The 19,197-nt window shown below is 60.4% G+C and carries 21 protein-coding genes; 12 read left to right on the plus strand and 9 right to left on the minus strand.

What is annotated here, in order from left to right:
• The first annotated feature begins 71 nt into the window (after nucleotides 1-71).
• Entirely contained in the window at nucleotides 72-905 is an 834-nt protein-coding gene (locus HX821_RS20160) for a nucleoside-binding protein (RefSeq protein ID WP_177028733.1), read from the plus strand.
• Here HX821_RS20160 and punC read toward each other — a convergent pair.
• On the minus strand, nucleotides 902-2,095 hold the full coding sequence (gene punC / locus HX821_RS20165; protein WP_008437667.1) for a purine nucleoside transporter PunC: 1,194 nt from the start codon (nucleotides 2,093-2,095) through the stop codon (nucleotides 902-904). The two genes, HX821_RS20160 and punC, sit on opposite strands and share 4 nt — an antisense overlap.
• A 122-nt stretch (nucleotides 2,096-2,217) precedes the next feature.
• Between punC and punR the strand changes: the two genes are divergently transcribed.
• On the plus strand, nucleotides 2,218-3,150 hold the full coding sequence (gene punR / locus HX821_RS20170) for a DNA-binding transcriptional activator PunR (protein ID WP_003218855.1): 933 nt from the start codon (nucleotides 2,218-2,220) through the stop codon (nucleotides 3,148-3,150).
• Nucleotides 3,151-3,215: 65 nt separating this feature from the next.
• Here the strand turns inward: punR and HX821_RS20175 are convergent, their stop codons facing one another.
• On the minus strand, nucleotides 3,216-4,385 hold the full coding sequence (locus HX821_RS20175) for an aspartate aminotransferase family protein (protein WP_177022875.1): 1,170 nt from the start codon (nucleotides 4,383-4,385) through the stop codon (nucleotides 3,216-3,218).
• A 103-nt stretch (nucleotides 4,386-4,488) separates the two neighbouring features.
• On the opposite strand from HX821_RS20175, the gene HX821_RS20180 reads away from it, so the two are divergent.
• Nucleotides 4,489-5,394 carry a LysR family transcriptional regulator gene (locus tag HX821_RS20180; protein WP_003218860.1) on the plus strand — a complete coding sequence of 302 codons (906 nt, stop codon included), beginning with the start codon at nucleotides 4,489-4,491 and terminating at the stop codon, nucleotides 5,392-5,394.
• Here the strand turns inward: HX821_RS20180 and HX821_RS20185 are convergent.
• Together HX821_RS20185 and fabV are read right to left on the minus strand one after the other, a co-directional pair.
• The gene (locus HX821_RS20185) at nucleotides 5,391-6,014 is read right to left on the minus strand and encodes an HAD family phosphatase (protein ID WP_134325975.1); all 624 of its coding nucleotides are present in this window, start codon (nucleotides 6,012-6,014) and stop codon (nucleotides 5,391-5,393) included. The two genes, HX821_RS20180 and HX821_RS20185, sit on opposite strands and share 4 nt — an antisense overlap.
• A gap of 100 nt (nucleotides 6,015-6,114) precedes the next feature.
• Nucleotides 6,115-7,308 (minus strand): enoyl-ACP reductase FabV, encoded by a 1,194-nt coding sequence (fabV, locus tag HX821_RS20190; protein WP_008437660.1) that lies wholly within the window; start codon nucleotides 7,306-7,308, stop codon nucleotides 6,115-6,117.
• Between the two features lie 384 nt (nucleotides 7,309-7,692).
• On the opposite strand from fabV, the gene HX821_RS20195 reads away from it, so the two are divergent.
• Together HX821_RS20195 and ppnN are read left to right on the plus strand one after the other, a co-directional pair.
• The gene (locus HX821_RS20195) at nucleotides 7,693-8,517 is read left to right on the plus strand and encodes an aspartyl/asparaginyl beta-hydroxylase domain-containing protein (protein WP_003218865.1); all 825 of its coding nucleotides are present in this window, start codon (nucleotides 7,693-7,695) and stop codon (nucleotides 8,515-8,517) included.
• Between the two features lie 147 nt (nucleotides 8,518-8,664).
• Nucleotides 8,665-10,038 carry a nucleotide 5'-monophosphate nucleosidase PpnN gene (gene ppnN / locus HX821_RS20200; protein ID WP_003218868.1) on the plus strand — a complete coding sequence of 458 codons (1,374 nt, stop codon included), beginning with the start codon at nucleotides 8,665-8,667 and terminating at the stop codon, nucleotides 10,036-10,038.
• 1 nt (nucleotide 10,039) lies between these two features.
• Here ppnN and HX821_RS20205 read toward each other — a convergent pair whose 3' ends face one another.
• Nucleotides 10,040-10,432 carry a RidA family protein gene (locus tag HX821_RS20205; RefSeq protein ID WP_003218870.1) on the minus strand — a complete coding sequence of 131 codons (393 nt, stop codon included), beginning with the start codon at nucleotides 10,430-10,432 and terminating at the stop codon, nucleotides 10,040-10,042.
• 98 nt (nucleotides 10,433-10,530) lie between these two features.
• Here HX821_RS20205 and HX821_RS20210 point away from each other — a divergent pair, with 98 nt between their 5' ends.
• From HX821_RS20210 to HX821_RS20220, 3 genes are all read left to right on the plus strand, one after another.
• On the plus strand, nucleotides 10,531-10,845 hold the full coding sequence (locus tag HX821_RS20210; RefSeq protein WP_003218872.1) for an AbrB/MazE/SpoVT family DNA-binding domain-containing protein: 315 nt from the start codon (nucleotides 10,531-10,533) through the stop codon (nucleotides 10,843-10,845).
• On the plus strand, nucleotides 10,842-11,237 hold the full coding sequence (locus HX821_RS20215; protein ID WP_003218874.1) for a PIN domain-containing protein: 396 nt from the start codon (nucleotides 10,842-10,844) through the stop codon (nucleotides 11,235-11,237). Before HX821_RS20210 ends, HX821_RS20215 begins: the two co-directional genes overlap by 4 nt.
• A gap of 74 nt (nucleotides 11,238-11,311) precedes the next feature.
• Nucleotides 11,312-11,686 carry a hypothetical protein gene (locus HX821_RS20220; RefSeq protein WP_032899669.1) on the plus strand — a complete coding sequence of 125 codons (375 nt, stop codon included), beginning with the start codon at nucleotides 11,312-11,314 and terminating at the stop codon, nucleotides 11,684-11,686.
• A gap of 15 nt (nucleotides 11,687-11,701) precedes the next feature.
• Here HX821_RS20220 and HX821_RS20225 read toward each other — a convergent pair whose 3' ends face one another.
• On the minus strand, nucleotides 11,702-12,031 hold the full coding sequence (locus tag HX821_RS20225) for a YXWGXW repeat-containing protein (protein WP_023659079.1): 330 nt from the start codon (nucleotides 12,029-12,031) through the stop codon (nucleotides 11,702-11,704).
• 159 nt (nucleotides 12,032-12,190) lie between these two features.
• A complete protein-coding gene (locus tag HX821_RS20230) occupies nucleotides 12,191-13,090 on the minus strand; it encodes a DMT family transporter (protein WP_177036278.1) in 900 nt (299 codons plus the stop codon).
• Nucleotides 13,091-13,187: 97 nt separating this feature from the next.
• On the opposite strand from HX821_RS20230, the gene HX821_RS20235 reads away from it, so the two are divergent.
• Nucleotides 13,188-14,036 (plus strand): LysR substrate-binding domain-containing protein, encoded by an 849-nt coding sequence (locus HX821_RS20235; protein ID WP_177022879.1) that lies wholly within the window; start codon nucleotides 13,188-13,190, stop codon nucleotides 14,034-14,036.
• Here HX821_RS20235 and HX821_RS20240 read toward each other — a convergent pair.
• Nucleotides 14,033-14,929 carry a LysR family transcriptional regulator gene (locus tag HX821_RS20240; protein WP_173406091.1) on the minus strand — a complete coding sequence of 299 codons (897 nt, stop codon included), beginning with the start codon at nucleotides 14,927-14,929 and terminating at the stop codon, nucleotides 14,033-14,035. The two genes, HX821_RS20235 and HX821_RS20240, sit on opposite strands and share 4 nt — an antisense overlap.
• Nucleotides 14,930-15,026: 97 nt before the next feature.
• On the opposite strand from HX821_RS20240, the gene HX821_RS20245 reads away from it, so the two are divergent.
• Nucleotides 15,027-15,680 carry an NADPH-dependent F420 reductase gene (locus HX821_RS20245; protein WP_008437644.1) on the plus strand — a complete coding sequence of 218 codons (654 nt, stop codon included), beginning with the start codon at nucleotides 15,027-15,029 and terminating at the stop codon, nucleotides 15,678-15,680.
• Nucleotides 15,681-15,765: 85 nt separating this feature from the next.
• On the opposite strand, the gene mqo is transcribed toward HX821_RS20245, so the two are convergent.
• Entirely contained in the window at nucleotides 15,766-17,412 is a 1,647-nt protein-coding gene (mqo, locus tag HX821_RS20250; RefSeq protein WP_177036279.1) for a malate dehydrogenase (quinone), read from the minus strand.
• Between the two features lie 437 nt (nucleotides 17,413-17,849).
• Between mqo and HX821_RS20255 the strand changes: the two genes are divergently transcribed.
• Together HX821_RS20255 and HX821_RS20260 are read left to right on the plus strand one after the other, a co-directional pair.
• Complete coding sequence (locus tag HX821_RS20255; RefSeq protein ID WP_003218890.1) at nucleotides 17,850-18,428, plus strand: fimbrial protein; 579 nt, start codon at nucleotides 17,850-17,852, stop codon at nucleotides 18,426-18,428.
• A 67-nt stretch (nucleotides 18,429-18,495) separates the two neighbouring features.
• The gene (locus HX821_RS20260) at nucleotides 18,496-19,191 is read left to right on the plus strand and encodes a molecular chaperone (protein ID WP_003218892.1); all 696 of its coding nucleotides are present in this window, start codon (nucleotides 18,496-18,498) and stop codon (nucleotides 19,189-19,191) included.
• Nucleotides 19,192-19,197 lie beyond the last annotated feature (6 nt).

A 19,197-nucleotide genomic window follows, 5' to 3' on the forward strand; every position in this document is an offset into this window, starting at 1 on the left:
GATGTGCCGATACTGCGCCCGGCGACCCTTGCGCGGTCGCCATGAGCCAAAACGCCAAAGGAATTAAAACAATGAAAAAGGCACTGCACGGCGCAACCGTATTACTCACCCTGTTCGGCGGCGGGGAGGCTGTCGCGCTGGAATGGATGAACAACAGCCTGGGATTTCGCTACGGCCAGCAGTTCACCAACCCGAACAACCCGGATGAATTCAGCAAGCGCATCTACAGCTTCACCCACGCCAGCGGCTACCAGTACGGCAGCAACTACCTGAACCTCGATGTGTTCCTGTCCGACAGCCGCGACCCACGCAAGGGCACCGACCACGGCGGCAGCGAAGTGTATGCGGTGTACCGGCACCAGCTGTACGCCTCACGGGTATTCGATGTGCCGCTGGGCACCGGGGTGATCAAGGATTACGCACTGACCTTCGGCTTTGATGCTAACCGCAACAACAACCTGGCGTCGGCGAAAAAACGCGCGCTGGTGATTGGCCCGACCTTGAAGTTCAACACCGTCGGCGTGCTGGACCTGAGCCTGATGTACTACAAGGAAAGAAACCATTCCGGCATCCCTGGCGCGAAAGAACCCGATCACACCTTCGACGATACCTACATGCTCAACCTGACCTGGATGCGGCCTTTCGAGATCGGCAACCACGGGGCGAAGTTTCAGGGGTTTATCAATCACGTCGGGGAAAAGGGCGAAGACTTCCATGGCCGCGACACCGCGCCGGAAACCCTGATGCGCACCGCGCTGATGGTGGCGGTGCGTCCGGGCAAAGGCGTCAAGCCCAATCTCTACCTGGGCGTCGGCTATGAGTATTGGCATAACAAGTTCGGCGTGGACGGCGGCCGGGGTAGCCGCACGTCAACACCGACGGTGAACATGGAAGTGACGTTCTAGCGGGCGCGCACCAGGTCGGCATCGCCATCGTCGACCTTCGGTCGCGCCAGCCAGTAGCCCAACACGGCCAATGGCGCGGTCGCCAGCATCACGATCGCAGTGATCAACAGCGGCTGGTCGATCATCGACGACACGATCAGGCTCGCCAGGAAGCACAACCCCAACTGCAAGGTGTTCTGCAATGCCGCCGCCTTGCCGGAATTTTCCGCAAACGGCATCAGTGCATTCGCCACCACGATCGGGTAGCTGGCGCCATTGACCAGGGCCATCAGGCAGAACGGAATCAGCAAGGTGGCGAGCGTCGGCACGGTCAAGGTCGCGACGAGGTACAGCGCGACCATGCTGATGCAGTACGCCAGCAGCAGCCACGGCAACAAAGTCTTGCCCTGGAACCGCTGCAACGCACTGCGGCAACTGTAGCCACCGATCAGGAACGACAGCGTTGGCAATACGTAGCTCAAGCCGATGTCATTCGGGCTGTAGCCCATCCCGCCAAGGATGAACGGCGAGGCGGTAAGCCAGGCGAAGAAACTGGCCGAGCATGCGGCAAAGATCATCACGTTGCCGGTGAACACCCGCGACTTGAGCAATTGCCCATAGCCGAGTCGGGACGGTTCGCCGTCGGTTGTCAGGCGTTTCGGCAGCGGCCTGAGAAACAACGTAGGCAGCAGCAGGAGCAGCGAAACCACCAACAACACACCGAAGATCGCCTGCCAGCCCCAGTGATTCAGCATCAGCGCTCCCAGCAATGGCGCCAGGGCCGGAGACAGTGACATCAGCGGCATAATGCCGGCGAACACCCGATGGGCCTTGTCCGCCGGGTAGCGGTCGATCACCAGCGCCTGCCAACTGACGGCGGCGGAACACACGCCAATCGCCTGGACAAAACGCAAGGCCAACAGCTGCGGTGCGGTCTCGACCCAGAACATCCCCAGGCAGCCGAGCACAAACAGGGAAAGGCCCGTAAGCAGCACCGGCTTGCGCCCGAGCCGGTCGGATAGCGGCCCCCACAGCAACTGCCCGACGGCAAAGCCGGCGAGGAAAATGCTCAGGCTCGCGCCCACCGCGCCGGGGGAAATCTGCAGTTGCTCGCCCATGGCGCCAAACGCCGGCAAGTACATATCCATGGCCAGATAGCCGAGCATGCTCAGCCCCGCCAGGTACCAGGTGAATCCAAAAGAATTTTTCATTGAAGCCTTGTATAACCTGCCATCAAACTATTTGCTGACTGGCGTCTATTATGAAGCTGAGCAAATCCCTGTGAAGCGATAATAATTGGACACTCTTATCAATAATTTTGAAGGCAAACTCCATGTGGTCTGAATACTCCCTGGATGTGGTGGATGCAGTGGCCCGCCACGGCAGCTTCAGCGCCGCCGCCCAGGAACTGCACCGCGTGCCGTCAGCCATCAGCTACACCGTGCGGCAACTCGAAGAATGGCTGGCGGTGCCGCTGTTCGTCCGACGGCATCGGGATGTGGAGCTGACACCCGCGGGTAAATTGTTCATCGACGAAGCCCGCGGCGTCATGAAAAAAATGCTCGGCACCCGCCGGCTGTGCCAGCAAGTGGCAAATGGCTGGAGTGGCCAGTTGAAAGTCGCGGTGGACTCCATCGTTAAACAGCAGCGCTGCCGGCAGTTGGTACTGGATTTCTATCGGCAGTTCCCGGAGGTGGAATTGCTGTTGGATTACGAGGTGTACAACGGGGTGTGGGATGCCCTGGCCGATGACCGCACCGATATCGTGATCGGCGCCACCAGCGCGGTGCCGGTGGCCAGTCAATTCACATTTCGTGACATGGGCCTGCTGAACTGGCTGTGCGTGGTCAGCAGCCGGCATCCGCTGGCAGCGGTCGAAGGCCTGCTCAGCGATGACCAATTGCGGCCCTTCGCCTCCCTGTGCATGACCGACACCTCGCGCAACCTGCCCAAGCGCGACACCTGGACCCTGGATAACCAGCGTCGTTTGGTGGTGCCGCACTGGGCTTCGGCGATTGATTGCCTGCGGGACGGCTTGTGCGTCGGCATGGCTCCGGCGCACCTGGTGCAGCCGTGGATCGAGCGCGGCGAGCTGAGCGCCCTGCAACTGTCCCGGCCCTTCCCTGCCAGCCCGTCGTGCGTGGCCTGGGCACAGAACAAACTGTCGCCGGCCATGGCCTGGTTGCTGGATTACCTGGGGGATACCGAGACCCTGAACCAGGAATGGCTGAACGGGGTGCAGGTGGGCTCCGGCTACCCCGTTTGACTGATCGTTCCCACGCTCTGCGTGGGAATGCAGCCAGTGACGCTCCGCGTCAGCCTCATCCGTGTTTAGTTCAGAAGCCGGGAAAGTGCGCGTACGATCATCTCCACTTCCTTGGCATCGATGGTCAGCGGCGGCAGCAGGCGGATGATCTTGCCCCGCGTGACGTTGATCAGCAGGCCATGCTCTTGCGCCGCACGGTGGGCCAGGTCGCGCTGAGGCGTTGCCAGTTCGATGCCGATCATCAGCCCTTGCCCGCGAATCGCCAGCACCTGGGGATGCTCGTTCAATTCCACCCGCAGGCGCGCCAGCAGCCGCTCACCCTGTTGCGCCGCGTTGTCCAGCAGGCCTTGTTCTTCGATGATCTCCAGCACCGTACAACCGACACGGCAGGCCAGCGGGTTGCCGCCGAAGGTGCTGCCGTGGCTGCCGGGGGTAAACAGTTGCGCAACAGCGGCCCGGGCCAGGCACGCGCCAATCGGCACACCGTTGCCGAGGCCTTTGGCCAAAGTCATCACGTCCGGCACGATGCCTTCATGCTGGAAGGCAAACCAGCGACCTGTACGGCCGATCCCGGTCTGGATCTCATCGAGCATCAACAACCAGCCTTGCCGGGTGCAGTGCTCGCGCAAGGCTTTCAGATAGCCCGGCGGCGCGACTTGCACGCCGCTTTCGCCCTGGATCGGCTCAAGCAGCACCGCAACAATGCGCGGGCCAAACTCCCGGGTCACGGCCTCCAGTGCCTTCAAGTCACCGAAGCCGACCTTGATAAAGTCCCCCGGCAGTTTTTGAAATCCCAACCGCACGGAAGGCCCGTCGCTGGCGGACAGGGTGCCCAGGGTGCGCCCGTGAAAGGCATTCTCCATCACCACCACCAGCGGCTGTTCGATACCCTTTTTCCAGCCATGCAGCCGGGCCAGCTTCAGCGCCGTTTCGTTGGCTTCGGCACCGGAGTTGTTGAAGAACGCCTGGTCCAGCCCGGAGAGCCGGGTGAGGCGCTGGGCCAGGCGCTGCTGCCAGTCGATGCTGTAGAGGTTGGAGGTGTGCAGCAGCAAACCGGCCTGCTCACTGATGGCCGCTACCAGCCGCGGATGGGAATGACCGACGTTGGTCACCGCCACACCTGCCACCGCATCCAGGTATTCACGGCCCTGCTGGTCCCACAGGCGCGTGCCAAGGCCTCGGGTAAAGCTCAGGGGCGACGGTTGATAAGTGGTCATCAGGCAGGCGGCGGTCATGGCATCAGGCTCCAGTGCATCGTAGTGATGGCACCAGTATCGTTAGCCACCCGAGCTGGATAAACTGCACAACACTGCGATCACTTTAAACCAGGGCTTGATAATGGATCTGTTCCAGGCGATGACGGTGTACGTAAAAGTGGTGGAAGCCGGCAGCATGACGGCGGCAGCGCAGGCGTGCGGCATGTCCACCACCATGGTCGGCAATCACCTGCGCGCGCTGGAACAACGCCTGGGCGTCAGCCTGCTCAAGCGCACCACGCGCAAGCAAAGCCTGACCGAGTTTGGCGGGATTTATTACCAGCGTTGCCTGGAGGTGCTGGGCCTGGTGGCCGACTCCGAGCAGATGGCCGAACAAGCCAACAGTGACGTGCCCAAGGGCCTGCTGCGGATCACCGCACCACCGGCCTTTGGCACCGAACGCCTGGCACCGGCGCTCAGCGAATTTTCCCAGCGCTACCCACAGATCAAGCTGTACGTGGTGCTGAGCAACCAGCGGATGGACATGGTCGACAGCGGGTTCGACGTGGCCATCCGCTTGGGCGACCTGGACGCGCCAAGCCTGATTGCCCGCCCCATGCAGGATTACACCATCACCCTCTGCGCCTCTGCGGAGTACCTGGCGCGCCGTGGCACACCTCAACGCCCCGATGATCTGCAGCAACATGACTGCCTGGCGTTCGCTTACCCGGCGACCGACGATTGGCGCAACGCCGACAAGTTGTGGCGAATGCGCGGCGCAGAGGGCGACGTGGAAATTCCGGTTTCCGGCTCATTGACCATCAACAGTTCGCAGGCCTTGCGCCAGGCTGCCCTGGAAGGCATGGGCATCGTGATGCTGCCTGACGCCCTGGTCGAGCCAGACCTGCGGGCCGGTAAACTGGTGGCATTACTGACGGACTACCAACTGCCCAGCCGGCCCATGCATTTGCTGTACGCCCAGGACCGCTATCGCCTGCCCAAGCTGCGGGCGTTCGTGGACTTCGTCATGGAGAAATGGGCGCGCTAGAGGCTCACCCCCAGCTCGATCAAGCGCTCACGGGTCTGCGCGGCAGACACGTGGTGAATCCCCTGCCAACCCAGCGCAGTGGCCGCCTCGATATTGCCGGCTACATCGTCAATAAACACCACTTCACCCGGCTGGATATCCGGCAAATGGGCGCGCACCTGCGCCAGGCTGGCGTGGTAAATCGCAGGATCGGGCTTGATCAGCTTGATTTCGCCGGACACCACGATGTCGCGAAAATACTGCAGGAAGGGATAGTGGGCGCGGGCATAGGGAAAGGTCTCGGCGGACCAGTTGGTCAGGCCGAACAGCGGCATCTTCGCCTCATGCAACGCTTCGAGGATCGCCACGCCCTCCGGCAATGAACCACGCAGCATCTCGTGCCAGCGGTCGTAGTACGCCTGGATCAGTGGTGCATGCTGCGGATGTTCGGCGATCAGCGCGCGGGTGCCCTCAGCCAGACTGCGCCCGGCGTCCTGCTCGGTGTTCCAGGCCTGGGTGCAGACGGTGTCCAGGAACCGTTGGCGCTCCCGGTCGTCGGTAATCAGCTGGCGGTAGAGATGGTGCGGGTTCCAGTCGAACAGGACACCGCCGAAATCAAAAACGACTGCACGAATCGTCATGTAGATCCTCCGTTAGCGTGGGTGTGATAACGGCCGCAGTCTGGCATGACGCGCACAAAAAAGCGGCCCCTGGAGGCCGCTTCTTCGTTACCGCAAGCGCTTAAGCCTGAATCAGGCCCTTGATCTTCACGGTCGGATTCACGTCAGCGTCGTAGTCCACGCCGTCGATCTCGAAACCGAACAGGCGCAGGAATTCCGCCTTGTAGCCGGCAAAATCGCTGATCTCGTTGACGTTGTCATCGGAGACCTGATCCCACAGGGCCGCTACCGCGTCCTGAACCTTAGGCTCAAGTTCCGCGAGGTCGGCACGCAGGCGACCGTCGGCGTCGAGCTTGGGCTCTTTGCCATACAGGCTGTCCTTGAACAAGCCGTAGACCTGCTCGATGCAACCTTCGTGGGTGCCCTGCTCTTTCATCACTTTAAACAGCAACGACAGGTACAGCGGCATGATCGGGATCGCCGAGCTGGCCTGGGTCACTACTGCCTTGAGTACCGACACACGGGCGTCGCCTTTCAGCGCCGCGAGGTTTTCGCGCAGGGTCAGGACTTTCTTGTCCAGGTCTTTCTTGGCTTCGCCGATGGAGCCGTTCCAGTAGATATCCTGGGTCAGCTTCTCGCCGAGGTAGGTGAACGCAGTGGTCTTGGCGCCTTCGGCCAACACGTCGGCGTCACGCAGGGCGTCGATCCACAGCTGCCAGTCTTCGCCGCCCATGACTTTCACGGTGCCGTCGATTTCTTCCTGGGTGGCCGGTTCGAGGGTGGTGTCGACCACGACGCCCTTGTCGGTGTTGATGCCGCGCAGGGTCACAGCCTTGCCGATCGGCTTCAGGGTGGAGTTGTGCACCACGCCTTGCGGGTCGGTACGGCGTGGCGCGGCCAGGCTGTAGACCACCAGGTCGATCTTGCCGAGGTCTTTCTTGATGGTTTCGATGGTCAGGCGCTTGATCTCGTCAGAGAACGCATCGCCGTTGATGCTCTTGGCGTACAGGCCTTTTTCCAGCGCAAACTTCTCGAAGGCGGCGCTGTTGTACCAGCCGGCAGAGCTGAGCTTGCCTTCTTCGCCTTCTTTCTCAAAAAACACGCCCAGGGTGTCGGCGCCGCAGCCAAAGGCAGCGCTGATGCGCGCGGCCAGGCCGTAGCCGGTGGAAGCCCCGAGGACCAGCACCTTTTTCGGGCCGCCTTCAATGGCACCGTGTTCGGTCACGTAGTCGATCTGCTCTTTGACATTCGCTTCACAGCCAACCGGGTGAGCGGTCACACAGATAAAGCCACGAACCCGCGGTTTGATGATCATAAAATTTCTGCCTCTTCCAAGGTGCCGAAGGCCAATGGTGGCCATTACAGCGTCAATCGTACGGGTCTATGACGCCCGGAAAACCGAAGCGTCACGATAGTCGCAAATCTTCTGTTCACAAAATGCTATCCGCAACACCGCCAGCCTGGCCATCCGCCGAGGCATTTTAGGGGGACAGCGGTAAAAATCTGTGCAGTGACTTCACAAATTTCCAGCATTTAAAACGCCACGTGAGGGCGATAACACCCTATCATGACCATATTATTTCGATATGTTTCGGCTCGGGCATGATGCCCACGGGTTGACTGACTCCTTTGCCTGGCCTGCCAGTCAACCGCGGACGGTTTTGAAGCAATCGAAAACCGTCTGATGGAGCCCAGTTTCATGAGTAAGAGTGTCATCCGCAAACGCCTGGCGTCCGCCGCATGGGTCCTTGGCGTCTTGCTGTTCATTTATTGCTTCCCCAAGACCACCCTGGTGTTTCTGATGCTGGTGGTGTTCTGCGGCCTGTACGATTTCCTGCGCAATGGCCTGTACGACGGCGCGACCATCAAGAAGTATTTCATCGGCAACGGCCGCAATACCTGGTTGCTGGCGCCGTTCAACACGCTGTTTGACCTGTTGAGCCAGCGCAATCGCCACGTTTATAAAATGAACGACCTGCCGCCCGCCTGGCGCGAAGACCTGCAAAAGGTGATCGACGACGCCATGGCCAACAAAGACGAGATCATCCAGTACCTGGATGAGCGCATGGCCGAGAAAAAACGCGGCATGCTGTTTTTCCAATGGTACGGCCGCCCGATCGAGACCACCCTGGATATCCCGCAACTGCGGGAAAAACTGCCCTACGTGAAAACCATCGGCGTGTCGGTATTCAACGAAAACCGTTCCACCTCGTTTCACTTCGGCCCGCTGCGCATGATGTTCCGCGTGCTCTACAACATGGCACCGGCGCCCCATCACGATGGCGTCTACATCCAGGTCGGCAAGCACAAACACTACTGGCACGATGATCCGCTGTTTATCTTCGATGACACGCTGATGCATGCCTCCTTCAACAAGAACGACGCCAAGCGCTACTGCCTGTTCATCGACATCGTGCGGCCAACCCTGGTGCCGTCGGTGCTCAACGGCCTGATCGCGGGCTTTGCCGGAGCAGTCTTTACCCTGCGTCGGTTTTTCTACAAAAACTGGAAGCTGATTCAGTAACTTCTGCGGCATGATGGTGCGCGACGGTGTTTGCGCTCGGCTCCAGTGCCGGGGAAAATGCCAGTCCAATGCGACCGAAAACGGCGCGCACTATCCTCAAGCCACTGGCCATGCCTGGTCCGGTGGCTGTGCTTTCAGGGAATCAGAATGCCCCAAAGACAAGTCATCAATGCCTCCGTAAGCCCTAAAGGCAGTCTTGAAACGCTGTCGCAACGTGAAGTCCAGCAACTGAGCGAAGCCGGTACCGGCAGCATCTACACCCTCTTCCGTCAATGCGCCCTGGCCATCCTCAACACCGGCGCGCACATCGACAACGCCAAGACCATCCTCGACGCCTATAAAGATTTCGAAGTGCGCATCCACCAGCAGGACCGTGGCGTGCGCCTGGAACTGTTGAATGCACCGGCTGACGCGTTCGTCGATGGTGAAATGATCGCCAGTACCCGGGAGATGCTGTTCAGCGCCCTGCGTGACATCGTCTACACCGAAAACGAACTGGACAGCCAGCGCATCGACCTGAGCAGCTCCCAGGGCATCACCGACTACGTGTTCCACCTGCTGCGCAACGCCCGCACCCTGCGCCCGGGCGTCGAGCCGAAGATCGTGGTGTGCTGGGGCGGGCACTCGATCAATACCGAAGAATACAAATACACCAAGAAAGTCGGCCACGAACTCGGCCTGCGCAGCCTCGACGTGTGCACCGGCTGCGGCCCCGGCGTGATGAAAGGCCCGATGAAGGGCGCAACCATTTCCCACGCCAAGCAACGCATTACCGGCGGGCGCTACCTGGGCCTGACCGAACCGGGGATCATCGCCGCCGAGGCGCCGAACCCGATCGTCAATGAGCTGGTGATTTTGCCGGACATCGAAAAGCGCCTGGAAGCCTTCGTGCGCGTCGGCCACGGCATCATCATCTTCCCGGGCGGCGCCGGCACCGCCGAAGAGTTCCTGTACCTGCTGGGCATCCTGATGCACCCGGACAACCGCGACGTGCCGTTCCCGGTGATCCTCACCGGGCCGAAACACGCCGCGCCGTACCTGCAACAGTTGCACGCGTTCGTCGGCGCGACCCTGGGCGAAGCGGCCCAGGCTCATTACCAGATCATCATTGACGACCCGGCTGAGGTGGCACGGCAGATGACCGTCGGCTTGAAAGCGGTCAAACAGTTCCGCCGCGAGCGCAACGACGCGTTCCACTTCAACTGGCTGCTGAAGATCGACGAAGGCTTCCAGCGCCCGTTCGACCCGACCCACGCCAACATGGCCAGCCTGCAACTGAGCCACGCGCTGCCGCCCCATGAACTGGCGGCCAACCTGCGCCGGGCGTTCTCGGGGATTGTGGCGGGCAACGTCAAGGACAAGGGCATCCGCCTGATCGAGCAGAACGGGCCGTATGAGATTCATGGCGACCCGGCGATCATGAAACCGCTGGATGAGTTGCTGAAGGCGTTCGTAGAGCAGCACCGGATGAAACTGCCAGGCGGCGCCGCCTACGTGCCGTGCTACCGCGTGGTGCAGTGAGTCAGCGCTGAACCGCTACGCACTTGATCTCCAGCAGCAAGCCCGGGTTGGCCAGTTCTGATACGCCAATGACCGTCCAGGCGCACAACCCGCGAGGGAACAGGCGGTTTTTCACTTCACGGAAAACCGCCATGTGCTCGCTCATGTTCACGTGGTAGGTGGTCATGTCGACCACGTCTTCAAACGTACAGCCCCCCTCCTCCAATACCAGGCGCAGGCTCTCCCAGGCGGCGACGAACTGTGCCTCGGGATCGGTGATGACTTCCAGGTGTTCCGTGCGACCGACCTGTCCTGCGCAGTACAGGGTCTTGCCGACTTTTACCGCCGGGACGTAGCCGGCGCGCTCGACGATGGGGTGCATGGAGGTGGGGATGATGAGGTGGCGGTCGGTCATATGTTGTATCTCTTAAGGCTGGTTTCAGGCGTGTCGACGGGAAACGTTCGGACTATCGTTTTACCTGTTCCGACCCACCCACGCCAGATGAGTAACCTATGGACCAATGGATCTTGCCCTCCACTATTCCTTACCCTAAGGTAAGGAGTATCACGAGAGAGGCTTTCAACATGGCTACCGCCACACTCACTTCAAAAGGCCAAATAACCATTCCCGTTCAAGTCAGGGCCGCACTTGGGCTGAACACTGGCGACCGGGTCGAATTCGTCGAAATGGAAGAGGGCAAGTTTGCGATCATCGCGGCCAGCAAGACTGTGTTGGACCTCAAAGGGCTGATCCGCAAACCCGCCAAGCCCGTCAGCATCGAAGAAATGAACCTGGCCATCGCTGCACAGGGAGCCAAAGCACGATGATTGGACTGGATACCAATGTGCTGGTGCGTTACGTCACCCAGGATGATCCCGTCCAATCGCCAAAGGCATCCAGACTGATCGAGTCGCTCACCACTGCCTCGCCGGGTTTTGTCAGCCTGGTTTCAGTAGTGGAATTGGTGTGGGTCCTGCAGTCCAGTTACCAGTCAGCCAAGAGTGAAGTGGTTGCGGTCCTGGAGACGCTGCTGCGTACCCGCGAACTGACCGTAGAGCACGCCGACGTTATCTGGCAGGCACTCCGGCGATTTACAAGCACCAGGGCCGATTTCGCCGACTGCCTGATTGAACGCTGCGCCCACGCAGCAGGCTGTGAATATACGGCGACATTTGATGTCAGCGCGGCCAAGGCTACAGGTATGCGGCGGCTGACCTGAGGCGTCGCGTTGCAGAAGCGTCAAGGCTTTGGTAGAAAATGCCCTTACTGACTTTATCCAGAGACAAGACCAACGTGCGCACGCTTTTTCTCGCCGGCCTGGCATTAACGTCCCCATTGACCCTCGCCGAAGCCATCGCCTGGCCCGACCTGCCCGACACCTGCTTCGTCAGCGGTCGCTCCGCTACCAGTCAGGATGTGGACACCGGTTGTGCGGCGTTTCTGATCAATGTGAAGGGCAAGGCGGCAGGCACGCCGATCAAGCTGGATATCCCGCAGTACGCCATGCATGTCGACGAAGGCACCGGCAAGGAAACACCGGTGATCCTCATCCAGGCGGAAGAGAATGGCGATGTTAAAGCGGTAGGTTACAAGGAGCTTGGCACCGGTCAGTTGGGCGCGGCGCTGCTCAGGGAGGTTCGGCTTCTGGGTACGAAGAAGCCGATTTAAGCCATCGGAAAACGGTCAGCGAACCCAACCGCCGCCCTGCCAGTGATAGCCGTCGTTACGCTGCTCCCAATGCGGGTGAACATAACGATAACCTGGCCGTACAGGCTCCCAGTGGCCGTGAACCGCCACATAGCGCCCGCCTTCCCAACGCCAGTAGCCACGCGACCACAGGTAACCTGGCCGCCCTTCGGGCTCGACCTCGATGACCTGCACCGGCGGCGGTTGCGGCGCGACGACTTCTACATATTCACGCTGCACCGGTCGTCGATCATGCACGACCCGCTCCTCTACACACCCAGAAGCCGCGACGACCAGAGCCGCCAATGCCGCATAACGTAACAACATACAGAATCCTCGGGCGTGACCGCCCAGCGTTTATACCGGTAAAAAAGTGCCCCCTTGTTCCAGCCGCGCTCCTGCTTGGCTATAAGACTTTTTAACAGGTGCCAACTGTCAGCTTGCTGAACCCACGGGCAGACAGCAGGTAAAGAAAAACTGACCTTTTCAAGAGGCACAGACTGCGACCGGCTGTTTCAGTCGCACCAGAATCAGCCCGGCCACCACCACGGAGATCCCTGCATACGTCGACGCATGAATCTCATCGCCAAACATCAGTGCCGCCCACACCAGTGTCACGGGAGGCTCCAGGTACACCAATGTCGCCACATGGGTAGCCGTCATTACGCGCAACAACATCCACAGGCTCAGGTAAGCCACGAAGGTAGAGAACACCGTCAGCCAAACGATGGAGATCAATACGTCGGGGGTCTGCGGAATGCTCAGCGTATCGGTGTACAGCACCGCTGCAGCAAAGCCGATCAAGGTCAGCAACGACTGGATAAACAACGCCAGGCTCAGGTCGCCGGAATCAGTGCGGGCCGCCCGCCGTTCGTACAGCGTGGCCACGGTCAGACCGAGTGCCGACACCAGGGGCAATGCATACATGACCCACCCGACTTCGGCCCCGCTGTTGCGGTATTGCCCGAAGATGACGATCGACACGCCGGCAAAACCGATCATCAACCCCAGCCACTGCCAGCCGCCGCTGCGTTCGGCGTGGCTACCCGATGACAGCGCCGCCGTCATCAATGGCTGCAGGGCCGCGATGATCGCCGCAATCCCCGGCGGCAAACCGTTCTGGATCGCCACGTAGACACAGGTCAAATAGAGAAACTGCGAGAGGAAACCCACCACCGCGTGATGGCGGATCTGTGCCCAGGAAACCTTTAGCAGCCGCACGTTCAAAAACAGCGCCAGGCACAACGACACCAGCAAGAAACGCCAGAACAGCACGTTGAACACGCCATCACTCCGGGTCGCCAGTTTCGCGCCGATAAACCCCGAACTCCACGACAGCACGAACACCGCCTGTAACAGCAACCGCCCCACGGTTGATCGCTTCATTGAGCCTCCGGTTCGCTTGATTGACCAAAAGGCTAAGTGCCGCGCATGATTCTGTATATTTGAATAATCTGTACCACTAATCCTTAAAAGTGGAATCATGAGCAAACAACTGAATATTGACCTGTTGCGCACTTTCCACGCGGTGGCCCGCTTCCAGCGATTCAACGAAGCGGCCAATCATGTGCATCGCAGTGCCTCGACGGTGACCACGCAGATCCAGAAGCTCGAAAACCAGGTCGGCCAACGCCTGTTCAGCCGCAGCAACCAGGGGGTTGAACTGACGATGTACGGCAAGAAACTCCTGGGCGAAACCACCGAATTCCTCAAGAGCCACGACCGCTTGCTGGCCTCCCTCACGCCGCAACGCATGCAGGGCAAGATTCGCCTGGGTTTGCCTGATTCTTACGCGCCAGACTTCATGCAGGAGTTCCTGCCCCGCCTGGTCGCCGACAACCCACTGCTGGAACTGGAGGTAGAAGCGCGCTCCAGTGGCGAACTGCTCACGCTGTTCGCCAGCAGGCAGCTGGACCTGGCCCTGATTGTCAGCGCCCAGCCGTTGGAACAAGGCGAGCGCCTGGGAGAAATCCAGCCGCTGTGGGTGGCCGCCGAACACTTCAGCTGCCCACCGCAGGCGCCACTGCCGATTGCCGTGCAACTGACAGGTTGCCCTTATCGCGCTGCAGCGATTCGAGCGCTGAAGGAGCACGGCACTTACTATCGGGTGCTGCTGGAAAGCGCGAGTTCGCCCGCTGTTGAAGCGTGTATCCGCAGTGGCATGGCGGTGGGGTTGGTGGAAGAAAGCCGCATGGGTAAGGGATTGACGCGCCAGATTGCTGGAGCTGAACTGCCGCCGCTGCCGCTGCATCACCTGTACCTGCTTGGCGACAGCAGCAACCTGTTGGCACTGCATCTGTATGAGCAGGTCAAGGCCGGCTTCAGCGTCTAGGGTGGTCCGAAACGCAACAGCACCGCATCGACAAATCGCCGCAGTTTGGCGGTGCGCTGGCGATTCGCGGTGTAGAGCAAATGCATCTGCCGACTTGGCGCCTCATAGTCCGGCAGCACTCGCACCAACTCACCGCTCTTGAGCGCCGAGCGTAAGAAATCCTCAGGCCCCAGCACAACCCCGAAACCATCCCGCGCGGCCGACATCAAGGCCCGGCTTTCATTCACGTGCAGGCGGCTGGCGACCTGGGCCTTGTGCAGGACGGCGCCTTGGTAGAACGACCATTCGCGATCAGCCGGACGTGACCAGTAGGCGTATCCCAGGCACTCGTGGTGTTCAAGGTCAGCGGGCGTCAGCGGCGTGCCGCGCTCGGCCAGGTATTTGGGTGCCGCACAGACCACCAGGCGGTAGGGCTGCAGCGGCCGGGCCGTGAGGCTGCTGTTCGCCAGCGGGCCGATACGGAACGCCACTTCGTAGCCCTCCTCCACCAGGTCGACAAACCGGTCGGTCAGGTGCAGGTCGATTTCCACCTCGGGGTTGTCGCGTAAAAATTCGGTCACCAGTGGCATCAGGCTGTAGGAGCCAAAAGTCACTGGGGCGCTGATCTTGAGCTTGCCCCGTGGTGTGTCATTCATGATCTGGGCGAGGGAGTCTGCGGCCTCTGCCTCTGTCAGGATATGTTTGCAGCGCTCGTAGTACGCGCTTCCCAACTCCGTCAGGCTTTGCCGGCGTGTGGTGCGGTTGAGCAGGCGTGCGCCCAGCCGCCGCTCCAGCGCCGCCACATGCTTGGCTACCATCTGAGGCGACATTCCCAGGCGTTCGGCAGCACGGGCGTAGGACCCCAGTTCGGCAGCCATCACAAAGGCACTCATGCTTGAAAGGCGGTCCATCATTCACCACTCCCAGTAACAACACCAAGACCAGAACGGCCATTTATCCTCATCCAGTAGCCAATCATCATAACGTCTCTCTCAACTCAGGAGCACCGACATGAAAATTGGCATTATCGGAGCAGGCTTTATCGGACGCGCCGTTGCGCAGTTGGCGTTGGCGGCCGGCCATGAAGTGATGTTGAGCAACTCCCGCGGCCCGCAGTCGATGAGCAGCGTGCTGAGTGGCATTCGTGGGGTTCAAGTGGGTACTGCGCAAGACGCCGCGCAATTTGGCGAACTGGTCCTGCTGGCGATTCCGTTCGAACATTACCGCAGCGTGCCGGCGCAGTGGCTGGAAGGCAAAACCGTGATGGATGCCAACAACTACTACCCGAACCGCGACGGCCATATTCCCGTGCTCGACCGCTTTGAAACCACCACCAGCCGGTTGGTGGCCGAGCACCTGTCGCAATCAAATGTGGTGAAAGTGTTCAACGCTATCCTGGCGCCGGACCTGACCCAGGATGCTCGCAGCCGCGGCGCACCCGACCGGCGCGCGCTCCCGGTCGCGGCGGATGACCCGGCAGCCAAGGCGCAAGTCATCGCCCTGCTGGACGAGATCGGCTTCGACGCAGTAGATGCCGGTGGGCTGGATGAGAGCTGGCGGTTTGAACGCGCCAAGCCGGCGTACTGCATACCTCTGGATAAAGAGGGACTGAAGGCAGCGTTGGCAGCTGCAGAGCGGCAGGTCGAAGTACCCGCTCATTGGTGACACCTGCAAAAAAGCCCGCTGACCGTCACCGGTTCAGCGGGCTTTTTACGTTGCGCAGGCCCTGAATCAGGACCTCACCAACGTCTTACAGCGCGATGTCAGAAGCTGGCTTGCTCGGCTCAGCCGCAGGCTTTGCAGCCTCGGTGGCTTTTGGAGCAGTCAGCTGCGGAATCGCAGGTGGAGGCGTCAGCTGCAGAATGTTGGCGGTGTAGGCCCATTCTTTAGCCACAGCTTCCGGGCTGTCGTTCAGCTTGGTGCCGTAGCTAGGCACGATCTGGTGCAGCTTTTCCTGCCAGGCCGGGGAAGCAACCTGTTCCTTGAACACTTTCTGCAGCACGGTCAGCATGATCGGAGCCGCGGTGGACGCGCCTGGCGATGCACCCAACAGGCCGGCGATGGTGTTGTCGGCGGAGCTGACCACTTCGGTACCGAGTTTCAGGACGCCGCCCTGCTCTTCGTCACGCTTGATGATCTGCACACGCTGACCGGCTTGCCACAGGCGCCAGTCTTCTTTCTTGGCGTTCGGGAAGTACTCTTGCAGCGCCTTGAAGCGGTCGTCATCCGACAGCATCAGTTGGCCGGCGAGGTACTCGACCAGTGGGTATTCGCGGATACCGACTTTGGTCATTGGCCAGATGTTGTGGGTGGTGGTGCTGGTCAGCAGGTCCAGGTACGAGCCTTCTTTCAGGAACTTGGTCGAGAAGGTGGCGAATGGGCCAAACAGGATCACGCGCTTGCCATCCAGCACGCGGGTGTCCAGGTGCGGAACCGACATCGGCGGTGCGCCAACGGAAGCTTTACCGTAGGCCTTGGCCAGGTGCTGCTCGGCAATCGTTGGGTTATCGGTGACCAGGAACGAACCGCCAACAGGGAAGCCCGCGTATTCCTTGGCTTCAGGAATGCCCGACTTCTGCAGCAGGTGCAGTGCACCGCCGCCCGCGCCGATGAACACGAACTTGGCGTCGGTTTCCGTCTTGGTGCCGTCTTTCAGGTTCTTGTAGCTGACACGCCAGGTGCCATCGGCGTTCTTGGTGATGTCCTGCACTTCGCTCGACAGTTTCAGGTCGAACTTCGGCGTAGTTTGCAGGTGAGCGACGAACTGGCGCGTGATCTCGCCGAAGTTCACGTCCGTACCGATCGGGGTCCAGGTGGCCGCGATTTTCTGGTTCGGGTCACGCCCTTCCATCATCAGCGGAACCCATTTGGCGATTTGCGCCGGGTCCTCGGAGTACTGCATGCCGGCGAACAGCGGGCTCGCCTGCAGCGCTTCGTAACGCTTCTTCAGGAACTTGATGTTGTCATCGCCCCACACGAAGCTCATGTGCGGAGTGGAGTTGATGAACGAACGCGGGTTCTTCAGGACGCCCTGCTGAACCTGCCAGGACCAGAACTGACGGGAGATCTGGAACGCTTCGTTGATCTCGACCGCTTTCGGGATCTCAACGTTGCCATTCTTGTCTTCCGGGGTGTAGTTCAGCTCAGCCAAAGCCGAGTGACCGGTACCGGCGTTGTTCCAGCCGTTGGAGCTTTCTTCGGCCACGCCATCGAGGCGCTCGACCATCTCCATCGACCAGTCCGGTTGCAGCTCATTGAGCCACACACCCAGGGTTGCACTCATGATGCCGCCGCCGATCAGCAGCACATCGACTTTCTTTGCCTCTTCCGCGTGAACGGAAGTGATCCCCATCGACAAAGCCAGCCCCAGCAGGGCAGTGTTTACTTTTTTAAACATCAGTAGCACCTATGATAAAACGCCATCCGCCCCACTGCCCCTGATCATGGGCAACCCTCAATCACGCTGCGCCAGGCAACGCACCGCGGGGTGTGCACATTCATTCGGGGACCGCAGGGTGGGCACACAAGGCCGACGTATCGACCTCACTTTTATGTCCCTTCTGCGCTGACTTCTTATCATTATTGGCTTCAGCTACCTGGGCGCCAGCTAACCACCGGGACGTATACGGGTGTACGTACTCGATAGAGGCTAGACCAAGATGGCGCGCAGAATATCACGCTCGGCGCCTTATATGGACTCAGCGGTCGGGCGGCCATCAGTTCGCCAGTTTTTAAGATCCGTCTCATGTGCCTCTAAAACACAGCATTGCACTATGGATTGGCTTACCTGACGGGTAGGCAGACAACCTTCCTTCTCTTAAAAGAGGCACTGCAATGCTGAACAAACTGAGCCAACTCACCCTCGCCTGCGGCGCTTGCTGGTTGCTGGCCGGCACCGCTCAGGCGGCGGACGGGCAGATCGAATTCACCGGTTCCGTCACCGATAACGCCTGCACCATCACCACCGGCGACGTGAACAAGTCGGTGACTCTGGACCCGGTGCGCATCGCTGACTTCGCGCCCACCGTGGGTTCGGTGCTCACCGATAAAGCCAAGCCGTTTTCCATCAGCCTGGACAACTGCAGCACCGCGACCCGTAAAAACGTCGCGATCACCTTCAGCGGCCAGCAAGACGCCAGCGACCCGACATTACTGGGCCTGACCGGTGAAAACCAGGTGCGCGGCATCGCGATCCAGATCACCGACTCCCGTAACGGCAACAAACTGCCACTGAACACGCCGACCGCCGATTACGACCTGCGTGCACAGTCCAATACCTTCGACTTTACCGCTGCCTACGTGCGCACCGTCGCCGACACCACCACCGGTGAAGGCGACGACGCGGTGACCACCTCCGGCATCAGCACCGGTCAGGTGCACGCGCTGGCCAGCTTCGACGTTACCTACAAGTAATTGCTCGTCAACACCGTGGGCCAGGCGTTCGCGCGCCGGCCCGCGGGCTTCCGGAGGTCCCCCTGTCATGCGTTTGAAAGTCTATCTTCTGCTCGCCCTGCTGCCGCTCTGGCACAGCGCCGCCAACGCCGCCGTCACCGTCGGCGCCACGCGACTGATCTACGACGGCGCTTCCAACGAAGCCAACCTGAGCGTCAGCAACCGCGACGACACCTCGCCTTACCTCGTGCAGTCCTGGGTCAGCCACTTCGGCAGTGGCAACGAGGAAAGCGTCGATAACTTTATCGTCACGCCGCCGCTGTTCCGGCTGGATGCCGACAAGGAAAATATCCTGCGCATCATTTTTACCGGTGGCCCAGAAGTGCCCCAGGACCGCGAAAGCCTGTTCCTGATGAACGTCAAGGCAATCCCGGCCATGAGCGACGATCAAAAAGGCAAGAACGTGCTGCAGATCGCGCTCAAGACCACGATCAAACTGTTCTACCGCCCGGCCGGCCTCAAAGGTTCGCTCAAGGACGCGGTGGCGCAAGTGAACTGGAAGGCCCAAGCGGGTGCATTGGCCGTCAATAACGCCTCCAAGCTGCACGTGGTGGTCAGCGAACTGAAGCTCAACGGCCTGCCGATCACCCAGGCGCCGGATGTGCTGCGCCCAGGCGAAGCGCGTGAGCTGCCGATCCAGGCAAAGGCCGGCGATGAAGTGCAACTGAGCTACATCGATGACTACGGCAGCATCGTGACCGCCCCCGTCATCCGCATTCACTGATACCCA

Source organism: Pseudomonas sp. B6001 (genome assembly GCF_013386015.1).
Lineage (GTDB): Bacteria > Pseudomonadota > Gammaproteobacteria > Pseudomonadales > Pseudomonadaceae > Aquipseudomonas.

Coding starts and splice junctions, on each gene's coding strand:
- HX821_RS20160 (WP_177028733.1), top strand. CDS start 72: ATGAAAAAGGCACTGCACGGCGCAACCGTATTACTCACCCTGTTCGGC.
- punC (WP_008437667.1), bottom strand. CDS start 2,095: ATGAAAAATTCTTTTGGATTCACCTGGTACCTGGCGGGGCTGAGCATG.
- punR (WP_003218855.1), top strand. CDS start 2,218: ATGTGGTCTGAATACTCCCTGGATGTGGTGGATGCAGTGGCCCGCCAC.
- HX821_RS20175 (WP_177022875.1), bottom strand. CDS start 4,385: ATGACCGCCGCCTGCCTGATGACCACTTATCAACCGTCGCCCCTGAGC.
- HX821_RS20180 (WP_003218860.1), top strand. CDS start 4,489: ATGGATCTGTTCCAGGCGATGACGGTGTACGTAAAAGTGGTGGAAGCC.
- HX821_RS20185 (WP_134325975.1), bottom strand. CDS start 6,014: ATGACGATTCGTGCAGTCGTTTTTGATTTCGGCGGTGTCCTGTTCGAC.
- fabV (WP_008437660.1), bottom strand. CDS start 7,308: ATGATCATCAAACCGCGGGTTCGTGGCTTTATCTGTGTGACCGCTCAC.
- HX821_RS20195 (WP_003218865.1), top strand. CDS start 7,693: ATGAGTAAGAGTGTCATCCGCAAACGCCTGGCGTCCGCCGCATGGGTC.
- ppnN (WP_003218868.1), top strand. CDS start 8,665: ATGCCCCAAAGACAAGTCATCAATGCCTCCGTAAGCCCTAAAGGCAGT.
- HX821_RS20205 (WP_003218870.1), bottom strand. CDS start 10,432: ATGACCGACCGCCACCTCATCATCCCCACCTCCATGCACCCCATCGTC.
- HX821_RS20210 (WP_003218872.1), top strand. CDS start 10,531: ATGGACCAATGGATCTTGCCCTCCACTATTCCTTACCCTAAGGTAAGG.
- HX821_RS20215 (WP_003218874.1), top strand. CDS start 10,842: ATGATTGGACTGGATACCAATGTGCTGGTGCGTTACGTCACCCAGGAT.
- HX821_RS20225 (WP_023659079.1), bottom strand. CDS start 12,031: ATGTTGTTACGTTATGCGGCATTGGCGGCTCTGGTCGTCGCGGCTTCT.
- HX821_RS20230 (WP_177036278.1), bottom strand. CDS start 13,090: ATGAAGCGATCAACCGTGGGGCGGTTGCTGTTACAGGCGGTGTTCGTG.
- HX821_RS20235 (WP_177022879.1), top strand. CDS start 13,188: ATGAGCAAACAACTGAATATTGACCTGTTGCGCACTTTCCACGCGGTG.
- HX821_RS20240 (WP_173406091.1), bottom strand. CDS start 14,929: ATGATGGACCGCCTTTCAAGCATGAGTGCCTTTGTGATGGCTGCCGAA.
- HX821_RS20245 (WP_008437644.1), top strand. CDS start 15,027: ATGAAAATTGGCATTATCGGAGCAGGCTTTATCGGACGCGCCGTTGCG.
- mqo (WP_177036279.1), bottom strand. CDS start 17,412: ATGTTTAAAAAAGTAAACACTGCCCTGCTGGGGCTGGCTTTGTCGATG.
- HX821_RS20255 (WP_003218890.1), top strand. CDS start 17,850: ATGCTGAACAAACTGAGCCAACTCACCCTCGCCTGCGGCGCTTGCTGG.
- HX821_RS20260 (WP_003218892.1), top strand. CDS start 18,496: ATGCGTTTGAAAGTCTATCTTCTGCTCGCCCTGCTGCCGCTCTGGCAC.